This is a genomic window from Paraburkholderia sp. RAU2J, from assembly GCF_003634845.1.
Lineage (GTDB): Bacteria > Pseudomonadota > Gammaproteobacteria > Burkholderiales > Burkholderiaceae > Paraburkholderia > Paraburkholderia fynbosensis.
Genome location: NZ_RBXG01000001.1, coordinates 2,965,256 through 2,978,946 on the forward strand (window position 1 = coordinate 2,965,256; position 13,691 = coordinate 2,978,946).

General features: G+C 58.9%; 10 protein-coding genes and 7 pseudogenes. 6 read left to right on the forward strand and 11 right to left on the reverse strand.

What is annotated here, in order from left to right; translation table 11 throughout:
- Positions 1 to 108: 108 nt before the first annotated feature.
- Positions 109 to 456 (reverse strand): annotated as a pseudogene (locus tag B0G69_RS13545) (transposase); the annotation flags it as partial.
- Between B0G69_RS13545 and B0G69_RS13550 the strand changes: the two are divergent.
- A pseudogene (locus B0G69_RS13550) lies at positions 445 to 1,228 on the forward strand (IS66 family transposase); the annotation flags it as partial. The pseudogenes B0G69_RS13545 and B0G69_RS13550 sit on opposite strands and share 12 nt — an antisense overlap.
- Positions 1,229 to 1,340: 112 nt before the next feature.
- Here B0G69_RS13550 and B0G69_RS13555 read toward each other — a convergent pair.
- A pseudogene (locus tag B0G69_RS13555) lies at positions 1,341 to 1,502 on the reverse strand (IS6 family transposase); the annotation flags it as partial.
- A 41-nt stretch (positions 1,503 to 1,543) separates the two neighbouring features.
- Here B0G69_RS13555 and B0G69_RS13560 point away from each other — a divergent pair.
- Positions 1,544 to 1,792: pseudogene (locus B0G69_RS13560) on the forward strand (manganese efflux pump); the annotation flags it as partial.
- 305 nt (positions 1,793 to 2,097) lie between these two features.
- A complete protein-coding gene (locus tag B0G69_RS13565) occupies positions 2,098 to 3,000 on the forward strand; it encodes an ATP-grasp fold amidoligase family protein (RefSeq protein WP_121317668.1) in 903 nt (300 codons plus the stop codon).
- Between the two features lie 64 nt (positions 3,001 to 3,064).
- On the opposite strand, the gene B0G69_RS13570 is transcribed toward B0G69_RS13565, so the two are convergent.
- Positions 3,065 to 3,767, reverse strand: a protein-coding gene (locus B0G69_RS13570; protein ID WP_121317670.1) for an IS6 family transposase whose coding sequence is annotated in 2 segments (ribosomal slippage) — positions 3,065 to 3,634 and positions 3,636 to 3,767 — 702 coding nt in all. Because the reading frame shifts where the segments join, the coding sequence is not laid out codon by codon here.
- Between the two features lie 485 nt (positions 3,768 to 4,252).
- Here B0G69_RS13570 and B0G69_RS13575 point away from each other — a divergent pair.
- From B0G69_RS13575 to B0G69_RS13585, 3 genes and pseudogenes are all read left to right on the forward strand, one after another.
- A complete protein-coding gene (locus tag B0G69_RS13575; protein WP_121317672.1) occupies positions 4,253 to 5,623 on the forward strand; it encodes an MFS transporter in 1,371 nt (456 codons plus the stop codon).
- A gap of 101 nt (positions 5,624 to 5,724) precedes the next feature.
- A pseudogene (locus B0G69_RS13580) lies at positions 5,725 to 5,853 on the forward strand (hypothetical protein); the annotation flags it as partial.
- Positions 5,843 to 6,088, forward strand: a pseudogene (locus B0G69_RS13585) (Tn3 family transposase); the annotation flags it as partial. The pseudogenes B0G69_RS13580 and B0G69_RS13585, both read left to right, overlap by 11 nt.
- Before the next feature lie 395 nt (positions 6,089 to 6,483).
- Here the strand turns inward: B0G69_RS13585 and B0G69_RS13590 are convergent.
- The 8 genes and pseudogenes from B0G69_RS13590 to B0G69_RS13630 form a co-directional block, all read right to left on the reverse strand.
- Positions 6,484 to 8,514, reverse strand: coding sequence for an alkaline phosphatase family protein (locus tag B0G69_RS13590; RefSeq protein WP_241991320.1), 2,031 nt, complete (start codon positions 8,512 to 8,514; stop codon positions 6,484 to 6,486).
- 308 nt (positions 8,515 to 8,822) lie between these two features.
- A protein-coding gene (locus B0G69_RS13600) for an IS6 family transposase (protein WP_121317676.1) occupies positions 8,823 to 9,520 on the reverse strand; the annotation gives its coding sequence in 2 pieces (ribosomal slippage) (positions 8,823 to 8,947 and positions 8,947 to 9,520; 699 coding nt in all).
- A 62-nt stretch (positions 9,521 to 9,582) separates the two neighbouring features.
- Positions 9,583 to 9,937, reverse strand: a pseudogene (locus tag B0G69_RS13605) (DDE-type integrase/transposase/recombinase); the annotation flags it as partial.
- A 407-nt stretch (positions 9,938 to 10,344) separates the two neighbouring features.
- Positions 10,345 to 10,986: a DUF1109 domain-containing protein gene (locus B0G69_RS13610; RefSeq protein WP_121317678.1), complete on the reverse strand. Its 642-nt coding sequence runs from the start codon at positions 10,984 to 10,986 to the stop codon at positions 10,345 to 10,347.
- A gap of 142 nt (positions 10,987 to 11,128) precedes the next feature.
- Positions 11,129 to 11,614, reverse strand: a complete 486-nt coding sequence (locus B0G69_RS13615) for a DoxX family protein (protein ID WP_241991321.1) — start codon at positions 11,612 to 11,614, stop codon at positions 11,129 to 11,131.
- A 23-nt stretch (positions 11,615 to 11,637) separates the two neighbouring features.
- The gene (locus tag B0G69_RS13620) at positions 11,638 to 12,417 is read right to left on the reverse strand and encodes a DNA-binding domain-containing protein (RefSeq protein WP_121317682.1); all 780 of its coding nucleotides are present in this window, start codon (positions 12,415 to 12,417) and stop codon (positions 11,638 to 11,640) included.
- Positions 12,407 to 13,330, reverse strand: a complete 924-nt coding sequence (locus B0G69_RS13625; protein ID WP_277873538.1) for a DUF692 domain-containing protein — start codon at positions 13,328 to 13,330, stop codon at positions 12,407 to 12,409. Before B0G69_RS13625 ends, B0G69_RS13620 begins: the two co-directional genes overlap by 11 nt.
- A 32-nt stretch (positions 13,331 to 13,362) precedes the next feature.
- On the reverse strand, positions 13,363 to 13,674 hold the full coding sequence (locus B0G69_RS13630; RefSeq protein ID WP_121317686.1) for a DUF2282 domain-containing protein: 312 nt from the start codon (positions 13,672 to 13,674) through the stop codon (positions 13,363 to 13,365).
- Between the last annotated feature and the right edge of the window lie 17 nt (positions 13,675 to 13,691).

Here is a 13,691-nt window from a genome sequence, read left to right on the forward strand (position 1 = left end):
TACGAACACCGACGTGACGCACAGGAGGCCAGCATGAACAAGTTTAGTGGAATCGACCTGCACTCGAACAACAGTGTGGTCGTGGTCAGCGATGAAACGGACCGGGTTGTCATCAGGCAGGTCGTATTCGATGCGCTGACGTGGCAGATCCGCCGGCAGCGGTTTGCGTCCAGGACTGCGCCGTACCGGTTCCGGCGCATCCGGAAGGCCAGTATCGGGCAGTGTGAAGGTGTTGTCAGCGACGTCCTCGTCATGCGCTTCGGTGGCAGCGATCTGCTCAGCCTCGTCGAACACACGATCGCGTAGCTTCTCACTGCTCGGGGCGAAGCGTTTGCTCTGCGCCAGGCGGAACTGCTCCTCCAGCTGGGCAATGCGTTCGCCCAGTTGACGATTGCTTGACTCAAGTTCACGGATATAGGCCTGGGCGGCCGGCGGCAACCGGGCCGTGCTGCGCAGAGCACCTCGTACATGTGGACGTATCGCAGTGCCGAAGACAGCACGCAGCCGGTCGTGCTGTTCGACTACCAGCCGGGGCGCGGGCAGGAATATCCGCAGGCGTTCCTCGCGGGCTATCAAGGCCTGCTGATGACGGATGGATATGCCGCCTGGCGCACGCTCGAAGGCCCCACCCACTTCGGCTGCCTGGCTCACGCCCGTCGCGCCTTCGTTGAAGCACTAGGGGATGAAGAAACCGGGCGGCCGTGCCGCGCAGGCGCTCGAATACTTCAAGGCGCTGTATCAGGTCGAAACGCTCACCAAAGCCGATCTACCCGAAGGCGAGACACGCGCTGACTACACATATCGCCTGCGTCAGCAGCACAGCGTGCCACTACTCGAAGCATTCAGAAAGTGGCTGGACGACCAGGCCCCGCAAGTCCTGCCAGAAAGTCTGCTGGGCAAGGCGATCTCATACACGCGCAACCAGTGGACGTATCTGTGTCGCTACGTGAGCGACGGGTTGGCCCCCATCGACAATAACGTCATCGAGCGAGACATCCGTCCATTCTGTACCGGCAGAAATTCATGGCTGTTCAGTGACACGGTTGCCGGCGCGAAGGCAAGCGCCATGATCTACAGTCTTATGCTGACCTGCAGGGCCTGCAACGTCGAACCCTACGCCTACCTTGTGCACGTGCTCACCGAACTACCGAAGCGCGAACCGCATGCCGACGTGACTGACCTCTTACCGTTCAACTACGCGAAGCTCACAGAAACAGCAGCGCGTTGAGCTTGATTCGGTCGCCACCTCGCAAAACCTCTATCGATCGATTTGCTCTCGCATACCCGTTCGCCTTCGCGCGTCGATGCGCGCTCGGTGTGCTAGATCGCGCGCTTACCGTCCACCGCCGGATCGATTCATGGCTGACAACCACGCCGCGCTCGAACAGTAACTCCTCGATGTCGCGCAGGCTGAGTTGAAAGCGGAAATACCACCGAACTGCCTGACTGATGACCGACGCCGGGAATCGATGGCCGTGGTAGAGCGATTTCGTCTTTTTCATCACGTCATCTTAGCTGACCAGTCCGCGAACGTGACAACGCCGCGGTCACCAGCTTTGCGACGAGTATCGATGCCATGGCGGCAGGCGTGGGCCTCGCCTTTGTCGACGTCAACATCTATTAGACCGCAGCCGCGATCGGTCTCGCCACGATGGCCATGATTACAATCGGCGTCATGCTTGGCCGTGTCATCGGTAATGTCGTAGGCAGGCGTGTGGAACTGTCGGGCGGCGTCGTGCTGATCGTGATTGGCAGCACCATTCTGGCCGAGCACATGAAGCTCATCGTCTAATTTCCCCGTGGCTCAACCAGCTAGCATCTAGTCCCGGATGCTGGGCGCTAGAAATTGTCGACGATTCCAATCCCCGCCTCGAATGACCGGTTGTGGCCCGCACTGCGTCCCGGCCCGCAGACGATCGGCCGCCTTGCATGCTCGCCGCATGAGAGCCCTGCAAAAGCGGCCGTTTTCTCGAAAGTGGGCCAAAGTACCTTCCTTTAGCGACGCCGTCAATCACGACGGACTTTTTGCGCTAAACTCCGCGGTGACGCACTTGGAAGGCTGACCTGGCCTCACATACGGCAAGACTATCTGACGGGATGGGAACCATGACGACGACCAACCCAACTCTGCGCAAGCTGAAAGACGCGGCCAAGTCGATGCTGCCTGCGCCATTGTTCTTGAGCCTGTTGCATCACAAGTACATTGGCCGTTATCCGAACCTGCTTCGTCCGAAAACATTCAACGAGAAAATTCTGCAGAAAAGCCTGCGGCCGGATCCGTGGCTCACGGAGTTGACCGATAAGCTTACGGTCAGGGACTATGTTGCGAGAAAGCTTGGCGAGAGCCATCTTATACCGTTGCTTGCCGCCCCCGAGACCTTCACGAAAGAGGTATTCGATGCGTTGCCGGACTCGTTCGTGATGAAGGCGAATCACGGCAGCAGTTATGTCAAAGTGGTCAGAAACAAATCGGCAACCTCATTCGAGGAATTGCGGGATCTCGCGGACCATTGGTTGTCCCTCGACTTCTACAAGATCGGTCGGGAAAAGCACTATCGCCCCATCAAGCCGCGTATCTTCTTCGAGCAACTGCTGCTCGATGAGAGCGGCAACGTTCCCCCCGACTATAAGCTGCAGTGCTTTGGTGCCAAATCAGGCCGGCTGGTCATCTACATTCTCGTCATCTCGGACAGATTCGGCGCTGATACGCGCGGCGATCTGTACGACGTCAACTGGAACCATCTGGACGTAGCCATTGGCGAGTACAAACCCAGTGCAAACCCGCCGCCTCGCCCGGACAATCTCGATGCGATCGTGGACGCTGGGATCAAGCTCTCGGCGGACTTCGACTATGTCCGCGTGGACCTGTATTCGCCCAATAACCAGATTTATTTTGGTGAACTTACTTTCACGCCGGGTGCGGGCGTTCTGCCATTCATGCCGGACAGGATCGACTACGAGTGGGGAAGCCTGATACCAGACGCTTACCTGTCGACATAAGGCCTTACGGGTTCTGTCGCGGTAAGGCGAGTTGGGCGAACGATAGCGATATGATGAGGATTGCTTACATCGCCAGCAAGTAGAATTGCCGGGCGGCCGATGGCTTGAGTTTGCCTGCGTCTTTCATCTGCCCCTTGGCGATCATATGCATGAGTTCAATGCCGCTCAACAAGATGCGGGCACAACGAAAATCCATGAATCCCAGCATGGGTCGGGTACGGCGCTTGATCGCCCGATGGTCTTGTTCCACGATATTGTTGAGATACTTGGCCTGGCGGATCTTGATGGGCGTCTCACGCTCGGCGTTCACGGCGTGCAGCCCGGCCAGATTGGCACCACTCTCGTCGATGGTTACGGTTTCGGGCGCGCCATTCTGATCGATGGCCTTCTCGAAGTACCGTCGGGCCGCTTCCTTGTCCCGCCTGGCTCGCAGCAGGAAGTCAACCGTGTTGCCGGCCTTGTCGACGGCGCGGTAGAGATACTTCCATGTGCCCCGGACCTTCACATAGGTTTCGTCCATCCGCCAGTTCTTGCCGACCGGACGCTTGCAGCGGCGGAACGCCTTTTCAAGCACCGGCAGAAGCTTGATGGCCCACCGGAGCACGGTCGAATGATCGACCGCCATCCCGCGTTCGGGCCATCATCTCCTCGAGATTGCGCAAGCTCAGCGGGTAGGCCACGTACCAACGCACGCACACCAACATTATCTCGAGCGGATAGTGCAACCGCTTCAGCACTTTGGCTACCACCGGACCCAGCGCTTTCATTGTCGTTAACATCATTATGTAAGGTCCCGCAGCATACCAGCCTCCGCTATGCAACAGAACCGCCAGCATCCGCAAGCGAATACCCCATGCCGGGCCTACCCGGCTCCTACGCCCGCCGTCGGCACAATGTTGAGCCGCGGCGGGTTTTTTACTTCGGGGTTCTTCTTTCGCGGGTGGGGCACGGGTTGGGTTTGAGGACCTTGTGGCGGCTCAAGTTTTTTCTCGGGCGATCTACAAATAGCGCGGCTTATGCCGATAACACTCCAACGCGACCCTTCTGCGTTGTGCAGAACTTTAGCACCGCTGTCATCATGCAAGACGATCGAACATTGCACAAAAAATGCAGTTCTAAAACGCGTGCTTTAGCCGAATTCTGCTCCCTACGAATAGCTGTTTGAGCGCGGACGTTTAATGCGTGCGATTGCGGAACCTCTCGATGTCCTAACTGTCGACCCAGGATGTCACCCTTTTTTAGGGGGTTTCAAATGGCTGCCTCGCAATCAGGGGCGACGCCCCTCTCCGATGAGGACGCACGGCGCCAGTTGCGCCGCGCTGTCATCGCCAGCACGATTGGTACGACGATCGAATGGTATGACTTCTTCCTGTACAGCACGGTCACCGGTCTGGTATTCGCGAAGCTGTATTTTCCCGAATCGGACCCGCTCGTCGGCACACTACAGGCTTTTCTGATCTATGCCGTCGGCTTTATAGCGCGGCCGATCGGCGCGGCCATTTTCGGCCACTACGGCGACCGCATCGGACGCAAGGCCACATTGATCGTGACGCTGTTGCTGATGGGAGTCGCCACGTTTGCCGTGGCCTTTGTCCCGACCTATGCGACGATCGGCATCTGGGGCGCCGTCATACTCACGGTGCTGCGCTTCATCCAGGGTGTGGGCGTCGGAGGCGAGTGGGGAGGCTCGGTCCTGATGTCGATGGAATGGGCACGCACCAACGCGCATCGCGGCTTCGTCGCGTCCTGGCCGCAGTTCGGGGTCCCGGCGGGTCTGTTCCTCGCGAACCTTGCGGTGCTGGCCATGAGCCAAATGTTCGGCAGCGCATTTTTGACATGGGGCTGGCGGGTGCCTTTCTTCCTCAGTATCGTACTGGTCGCGATCGGCCTTTACATCCGCTTGAATATTCTTGAGACGCCAATCTTCGCGAAGCTCCTGGCTGAGCGCAGGATCGAGAAGACGCCGATGCTCGAAGTATTACGCCGCCAGCCGAAAGACATTCTTCTCTCGGCCTTTGCGCGCATGGCCGAACAGGCGCCTTTCTATATTTTCACGGCCTTCGTATTCACATACGGCGTCACGACACTGGGCACCACGCGCGACCTGTTGCTGACGGCGGTGTTGGCGGCTTCCGTGCTGGAATTCGGCACGATCCCGTTCTTCGGCCATCTGTCCGATCGGATCGGACGGCGACGCATGTACATGATCGGGGCCGCGGCTGTCGGCGTATTCGGCTTCATCTATTTTGCAATGGTCGACACCAAAAATCCAACGTGGATCTTCGCGGCCATTGTGCTCTCGCTGGTACCGCATGCGATGATGTACGGTCCGCAAGCGGCGTTGATCGCTGAATCATTCACGGGACGGCTGCGTTACAGCGGCGCATCGCTCGGCTACCAGTTGGCCTCCGTCATCGCCGGCGGCCCTGCACCGCTGATCGCTACCGCGCTGTTCGCTTACTTCCATTCGGGCTATGCGATCGCGATCTACATCCTCGCATGTGCGGTGCTCAGCCTGGTCGCCGCTTCGCGACTGGGCGACTACACGAACAAGGATATTTCGCGGGAATACGATGACCCACGACCGATGGGCGACAGCCGACATGCCACCCCGAGTGCATGATCGATCAGCATGGGCGGCCGGTCGGACACGGATCGGTCGCGCAGCGGCCTTGCCGCGCGCAGAGCGTGCAATTAGCGCAGGTCTGCGCGCGGCTTCAGATGTTCTCGACGATTCTCGCGGTGGTCGCGGGTCTGACGCTCGCTGGCTCTTCCGCAGTTTCGCATGATCTGTACGCGAACGTGATTCGCCGCGGCGCCGCTACGGATCGCGAAGAAATGAACGTGTCGCGGACGGCGCCGCGACGAAATGATCGCGATATCCGGCTCCTTGACGCTGCTGACGAACCTGGTCATCGCGTGGAATACACAGCGCATCCAGGCAACCCTGGATCGTTGGCGAAGCAAGGGCCAAGGGATTGACGACGACTGGTTGCGGCGCATGGGGCCAGCGCACTTTACGCATGTGAATTTCCGCGGAACGCTGAGCTTTCCGATCGATCGCTATCGAGAGATGCTTCGCTTGTGACCGATTGGCTTCCGAAAACGGCCGCTCATGGCGCTTACTTACAGTAAGTTTAACCACATGCCGCATGTGTCGTCTTTTGTGGCGCATATGGACACACGGTGCGCGGCGATCAGGGACGATGGTGCTACGTGGAAGACGCCCCTGCACACTTACCTCAATTCACTCAAGCTCGCAAGGGAGAAACTGATCCCTCATTGAATCACTTTCTCCCTTTGCTTGCCTGACCACCTGTCAGTGCAGTCCAGGCTAATACATCTCGGCCCCTAAGAGTGGCCAAGCCGTTGGCGGACGCATAAACCGGATAAGCGGCATTGCCCCCTCACTTGCTGATTACTGCTTCTACTTGAGCGTGCGTGGCGATACCTTCGACATGCGTCTGGCTCCCCGCTGCGCGTTCAGAAAGGCCACCAGCCTTTACCGCCGCTGTCCCCGCCGTCATTGCGGGGACGTCCCTTAACGCCCTCGTGATCGTCAGAGCCCCGCCGGTGGAAGTCGAAGAGATCGAAGAGATCGCCGATCGCCGGGGCGTTCACTGGAACGTACGGGTTGTCGCTGAACTGGACAGGGTTCGGCAGATTGTCACGACTACGTCTCGTGATCGGCGAGAGACCCCAATTGCGCTCGATGAATTTCACCAACGAAGCGTGGTCGGCGTAGCCGTGCGAAATGCGCCCTCCGGTGGAATACTTCGACACCGCGATCATTGGAATGCGCGGGCCATCGCCAAAGAAGTCGATGGGCTGGATGTAGCCTGAATCGTAGTAGCCGCCCCCCTCATCCGTGGTTATGAAGATCGCCGTGCTGGCCCATAGCTTCGGGTCACTCCTCACAGCATCCACCAGCTTCCTGACGAATGCTTCGTACAGGCCAAATTTCGACGATGTCGGATGCCCGTCGAGCAGTCCGCCTGGCTTCACAAATGACACCGCGGGCAGATTGCCGGAACTGATGTCAGCATACAGGTCCGGCAGGTCCGCAAGGTGCGTCTCCCGGACCTGCTGGTTCGTCATGATCGACGTCTCATACAGGAACGGATTGCAGATGTTGCAATAGACGCTCTTCGACGGATCGCTGATGAAGCTGCGCCAGCCTTCGCCGTAGTACTTCCACGGGATTTGGCGATCAAGCAGCGTGTCGCCGATCGTGCGCACCGGTGAGGGCGGGATCGTGAACGGCGACTTGGTCCTGTCGACCACCGTGCCGTCGCCGTTGTAGCCAGGGTTGTAATTGTTGAGCAGGTAGTAGTGCTTCGGCGCACAGTTCGGCCTCGCGTCGTACTGCAGCGATTTCAGGTATCTGCGGATCGGGCCGACACCCGGCTGGCTCGAATCGGAACAGTTGCTGTAGCTGCCGCCCGAGTAGCCGTCCTGCGTGTACCAGTTGTTGGTGCCGGCCAATGGATTCGGGTTTTCAATCTGGTCCGATGACGGTGTCGCCGCGTGACCGTTACCGTCGGTATAGTAATAGGCGTCGGCGGCGCCGATCATGATGCTGTTCGCGCCTGTCCCCCCCATCACCGGTTGATGATAGTTGTCGCTCATCGTGTATTGCCGGGCCAACTGGGTGAAGTACGGCATATCGCCGTTGTTCACGTTATAGAATCCGAGCGCGTTCGAGCCTTCGCCGGTGGTCTGGTCGGTGAACGGCGTAGGTTGCGGCTTGCCGTTGCTGCCCGCGCCGATGCTGGTCTCGACCCATGCGAACAGATCGCCCAGACAACCACTCGGATTTTCACGAGTCGCATGGCTCACTGCACAGTCCGACTGCTGCCACGCCTGGTAGAAGCGGTGCACCGGACCGCCCATGTATGCATCGTAAAGCGGGGGCTGCAACAGATAGGGGCCGTTTAGCAACGCGTTGTAGTTGGCCACTCGCGAATCCTCAACGTCCTTCGGCAGCCCCGATGCGCCGGTCAGCAACTGGTCAATGTCGGTTGCCTCGACCGCGTCACCTTCGGCCAGCTCGGCGGCATCGTGCGTCGCGAAAGGCGGTGGGCTGGCGTCGCTAGCCGCGCTGGGCGTTCCGCCTGTGTTCGGAGCGGGCAGCGTACCATACGCGGTCTTGTTCGACGGGGCGAGGTCAAATTCCGTAGGTCCGATCAGTTGCGCCTCGTATTGCTGCGCCCTTTTGAAGTTGGGGCCGGGCGAGCCATCCGCATTGACAATGCCCTGCGACAGCAGGTTCCAGACCAACTGCCCATGGTGTGGCCGGTAGGTGCCGAACACGTGGTCAAACGTGCGATTTTCACCAACAACAACGATCACATGTTTGATCGGCGTCTGCGTCCCGGACGGGTGCTCGTCGCCTGCTGCCGCAACGCGTGCAGGCAACGTTGCAAACGCGAGCGCGACCGCTCCCGCGCAGGCGGCAAGCGAAACTCTTAAGTAGAACTTATTGCATCGTTGTGACAAGTAGTACATCGCCATTTCCCGTCTCCTTACCGTTGGTTACAACGATAAGAACTTAGGGTGTGTCCATGAACTTCGCAAGGCGGAAGCATTACAGTTGCCTGTCGCTGCGGTGCTCTGTCCGCATTGAGGACCATGGGAGGCGACTAAGTGCTAATGAGTGTCAGAAGGGCGCAACTCACGCCGACCAGCTTGCATGGGATCGGTCGCTGCGCCCCCAAGTCTGCAAACTGGTCGAACACCGGATGCTGGCTCATATCGTGGCCAACAGGTTTTGTCGCGGTAAGGGCAAGATGGCGAACAAACGGCAGTATAAGTAGGATTACTTATACTGCCAGTGAGTAAAACTGCTGGGCACGAGTGTATCCGATGCCACGGTCTTGCATTTGGCCCTTGGCGATCATGTGCATGAGCTCGATGCCGCTCAACAGGATGTGGGCGCAACGAAATTCTTGAAACCCAGCATCGGCCGCGTGCGACGCTTGATCGCCCGATGATCTTGCTCGATAACATTGTTCAGATACCTGTTCTGGCGAATCTTGATCGGTGTTTCGCGCTCCGCGTTTAGGTCATCCAGCGCGGCCAGGTTCGCACCGCTTTTATCGATTGTCACCGTCTCGGGTTCGCCGTTTTGCTCGATTGACTTTTCGAAGTAGCGCCTCGCCGCGGCCTTGTCACGATGGGCACGCAGCAGAAAATCCACCGTGTTACCCTCCTTGTCGACTGCGCGATACAAATACTTCCACTGGCCTCGGACCTTGATATACGTTTCGTCCATTCGCCAGCTCCGACCGACGGCTTTCTTGTGGCGACGAAAGGTCTTCTCCAGTACCGGCAACACCTTGATGGCCCACCGATGCACAGTTGAATGGTCGACTGAGATTCCGCGCTCCGCCATCATCTCTTCCAGGTGTCGAAGGCTCAGCGGATACGCCACATACCAGCGGACACACGTCAGAATCACGTCGAGCGGATAGTGCAAACGCTTGAGCACTCGTGCCAAGGCTGGATTCAGAGTCGTCATCAAGCGCCCCATCGTTCGTATTATCAGGCGCATGATACCCGACGCTTACTGCGACAAAGCCCAATCTTCCGGGGCACCGGGTGCGAGCGCAGCATCTTTCTGAAGAAGCGCCTTGCCGCAGTCTTGTCACGGCGCTTTTGCAGCAGCACGTCCAGTTCGACGCCGTGCTGATCCACTGCACGCCACAGCACGTACGGCTTACCGCGCAGTTTGACGAACAGCGAGATGCCACGTCGTGCCCGGCCGCGGCCGGACCGCTTTCACCTGGTAGGCAAACATCCCCACGACGCCGCGCTCGAGCAGCAATTCCTCGATGTCGCGCAGGCTCAGGTTGAAACGGTGGTACCAGCGTACCGCGCAACTGATAACTGCGGCTGGAAAACGGAAGCCGTGATACGGCGAGGGGTTCTTCTTCATCCCCCATTCTACCCAGCGCGGCGTTCAAGTTGACATTGCCGCCTCATCTCATCAAGAAATTCCCGCTTACGCGTGCGTTTCGTTGACAGATCCAGACCAAGACCAAGCTGCGTCATCAAGGCTCTCCTCAATTAACTCCCCTGCGTCCCAGAATAGTTCACACGGGCCTCAATGCCAGGGCTTTTGCAGAGTTTCTCTAAAGCGCCTACAAGACATAGCAAAACGAGCGTCACGCCAAATCCAATTCCAAGGCGAACGCCTATCCTGAGACTGCCAATAGTTTTCACGACTTTTCCTTCGCATGTAGGTTGCAACTGTTGACTCAGCGTCGAATCAACACATACAACCTGTATTGATCAGGAAACCTGCTTTCCTGCGACGTGATTTCTCCTGGTGCTCTTCCCGGACTACCACCTCAAATAGAGCGGACCAATTAGGGCACCGATACCGGCGGTTATGCTGATGCCCAGTACGTACCAGACACCCCAGAACGGTACCGACATCTCTGAACAGTAAAGCGAATATACGAGCAGACCTTGCGCGCCAGCGAGCAGTCCGGCGCCGGTACCTGCCAATATCAGGCGGATGGGAGCGAGTCCCTTCAAGGCGTGCATCACTGCGGCAAGCGATGGTAGAGAGAGCAGAACAATATTCGCTGTGGTGACTCTCCATGTTGTACCCAACATCAGTTGCAGGCGATAGCCTGGCGGGGTCGCGAATACCATGAACGTGGCAGCGAGCAACATGGTAATGAATGGTAGTGTGACCGCTAACCATGCCAGCCGGACGGGTGCACCGGGCCGTCCAAGACGTCCAGCGAGGTTCAATGCAGCGATGAGTGTCGTTACCGGAAACGCGAGTCGCACCCAGAACATCGTCGTCAGTAGAAATTCCGGCATGTCGCTGCGGATGCCGTAAAGTACCACCAGCAAAGCCGTGCTGCTGGCCATGCCAACACTAAGCGCGCGATTGAGCCGCTTCGAAGCAAAATTCGACTCAATCGGTGTCAGATTGTTAGTTAACCTGAGTATCAGATCTGAAGTTCTCATGTTGCCGCAACGTTTTGAAAGCGGATACGTGATGCAATACGGGCACCGGCTGTCGGGCAAGCTCTCACTCCGGGACATACAATACTTCGAACCCGACATTCGTGATGCCACCTCGCTTGTCCGGTCAGATGCGTTCACCGGATCACGACCTGAACGACCGGTCACCCAGCAGATAGTCGATCGATATCAGCCCTGGTCCCCAGGCCGCAATACCCAGTGCCATTGCCACCCAGGTCAGGTGAATCGGCCAGCCCTCAGGCACTGTCAGTTCGATGATGCAGGTCATCAATATCAGGCCGGCTGCGGCGAAGCGGGTTCCAAGGCCAAGCACGAGCAGCACCGGAAATGTGACCTCGCCGCAGCCCGACAGAAACGCGAAGACTGCGGGAGCAGGAAACGGATAGGGACCGCCCGGGAGATGCAACTGAAACTCCTGCGTGAACAGGTCGATAGCCGTATCGTTGAGCTGGAGGAAGCCGTGCCATTTCAGAATGCCCGATTTCCAGAACGGCACCGCCAGCGCAAGCCGCAGCACGAGCTGAGCGAGCCACGGTTGCGCGAGCGTCTGGATCAGTCGCTTCGCCGTGCCGATCGCGGATACGAGTACGGCCGGAAAGGGCAGTTTCATGTTCTTTGGGTCCGACATCCTGGTCAATCTCCGTGTTGAATGCCGGTAAATACGCCGGCTGAAAGCATCCCTGCCAGGTTGGCCTGGATGTCGAAGGAGGGCGCCTCCTGAAACGCCGCCGCGACCGCTTCGCCCAGTGATGCAGCTTCGAGAAGATGGGTCAGGAAGGCCGCACCGCCAGCCGGCAGGCGCGATACCAGCACCTCATGTCCGGGTCGTGTCACGAGCGCGTCCTCCGCTTCGCCTGAGCGGAGCGGCGTAACGGGGCCATCGGTCCGGTTCATCGCAAAGATGGCGACGGCGGGATAGCGTGATCGCACCACCCGCGCGGCGGGGTGTGGTGTGAAACGGACTTCGGCGAGAGACGCCGGTTCGATCCCGGCTAACGCCTCGGCAGCGAGCACAGGCAAGTCGGCTGCGTGATAGGCATCCAGCCACGCCCGCTCGATGCGCGCGGTGTCCGCAAGCCAGGGCATTTCACGCGCATATTCGTAGGATTCGATGAACGCAGGAAAGTCCCGTCCGTACGCGAACAGCAGCGGCGAAGTGGGAGGCGTCGCGCGGAGATGGAAACGGGCCATCGCCCTGAAGAAGTCGACGCCGGTGATGCGCTGGATAGCAGGATAGACCGCTGCCAGCGCGTCAATGAGGCTGACCGTGACGTTGTTGCGATAAACGTTGTAACGGTTGACCACACGCTTGCCCGGCGCGGCGATCACGTCTTCAGGCGCGGTGATCGATGGGTCCGTCAAACCCAGTGCAAACGCGGTGGCGTGGCCGCCCGAAGGATTGTCAGGCTGCATGGCTGGCCTCCTCAGCGAGTGATACCGCTTCTTCAGCCATGATGTGCCGCGCGGATAGCGCCTGAGCCCACAATACAGGCCACGCGGGAAGGTTGCTATCCCATTCGATCAGCGTCGGCCTTGGGCCGATTCGTGCAACGATATCCCGATAGAGACGCCAGACGGGATCGGAAATGGCGCAGTCATGGCTATCGATGAGCAGCAGGTCGTTTTCGTCGTCGCGCTGCTCGCTATGTCCGGCCAGGTGTATTTCGCCCACCTGTTCAAGCGGTAATCCGCCAAGATACGCCTCGGCGGAAAAGCCGTGATTGGTCGCGGAAACGAACACGTTATTGAGGTCCAGCAACAGGCCGCAGCCGGTGTGTTGAACGACTGCGCGGATGAATTCGGTTTCGCTCAATGTCGAGGATGCGAACGCGACATAGGTCGACGGATTCTCAAGAAGGAGGGGGCGTTTGATCGCGTCCTGGACCTGGTCGATGTGTTCGCATACCTGCTCGAGCGTTGCTTTCGTGTACGGCAACGGCAGGAGGTCGTTGAAGAATGTGCCGCCGTGTGACGACCACGCGAGGTGTTCGGACACCAGCACGGGTTCGTAGCGCGTCACCAGATCGCGAAAGCGCGCGAGATGCGAGAGGTCCAGTGCCCCAGGTCCGCCGATCGACATGCACACGCCGTGAAGGGAGAGCGGATAGGCCTCGCGGATCGCTGCAAGTGCTCGGTGGGGTGGACCACCGGCGCCCATATAGTTCTCAGCGTGAACTTCGAAGAAGCCATCTTTCAGGCCGTCCGCGAGAATCGCGGTCAGGTGTTCATGCTTGAAACTGGTTCCGACAGGCCCTTGAGCGCGACGCGTCACGCCACTCGAACAGCCAGGCTCGCAAACCGCCGTTGTCCTTGAGGTATCGTTCATGGCCGCTCCCGTTCCTCCTGTCGTTCGCCGGTTCAGGACTTTAGCGGCGTGGGCGAGCCATGGCCACCGCCCGGCACTTCGATACTCGTGCAGGTGCCGCCTTGAACGAACTTCCACGAGTTACCCTGGAAGTCCATTGCCGACGTCCCTTGGCACGTCGTGCCGGGACCGGCGGCGCAATCGTTCTGCCCCTTCAGGGCGACGCCGTAGCACTTTTCCTTGTGGGCCGCAATGGCTGCGCCTTCTTCCGCTTTTGTGAGCGGTGCTGCGTGGGCGACTGATGCAAGCAGGCTCGCAACAACGCCGACGAGCAGGGTGGAACTCACAGTGGCTTTTGTGGACATCGAATTTCTCCAGAAGT

What these genes read in the sequence shown, in the direction of transcription:
- B0G69_RS13565 (WP_121317668.1), top strand. Translation starts at nt 2,098, where the DNA reads ATGGGAACCATGACGACGACCAACCCAACTCTGCGCAAGCTGAAAGAC.
- B0G69_RS13610 (WP_121317678.1), bottom strand. Translation starts at nt 10,986, where the DNA reads ATGAGAACTTCAGATCTGATACTCAGGTTAACTAACAATCTGACACCG.
- B0G69_RS13575 (WP_121317672.1), top strand. Translation starts at nt 4,253, where the DNA reads ATGGCTGCCTCGCAATCAGGGGCGACGCCCCTCTCCGATGAGGACGCA.
- B0G69_RS13590 (WP_241991320.1), bottom strand. Translation starts at nt 8,514, where the DNA reads ATGGCGATGTACTACTTGTCACAACGATGCAATAAGTTCTACTTAAGA.
- B0G69_RS13620 (WP_121317682.1), bottom strand. Translation starts at nt 12,417, where the DNA reads ATGCAGCCTGACAATCCTTCGGGCGGCCACGCCACCGCGTTTGCACTG.
- B0G69_RS13630 (WP_121317686.1), bottom strand. Translation starts at nt 13,674, where the DNA reads ATGTCCACAAAAGCCACTGTGAGTTCCACCCTGCTCGTCGGCGTTGTT.
- B0G69_RS13625 (WP_277873538.1), bottom strand. Translation starts at nt 13,330, where the DNA reads ATGAACGATACCTCAAGGACAACGGCGGTTTGCGAGCCTGGCTGTTCG.
- B0G69_RS13615 (WP_241991321.1), bottom strand. Translation starts at nt 11,614, where the DNA reads ATGAAACTGCCCTTTCCGGCCGTACTCGTATCCGCGATCGGCACGGCG.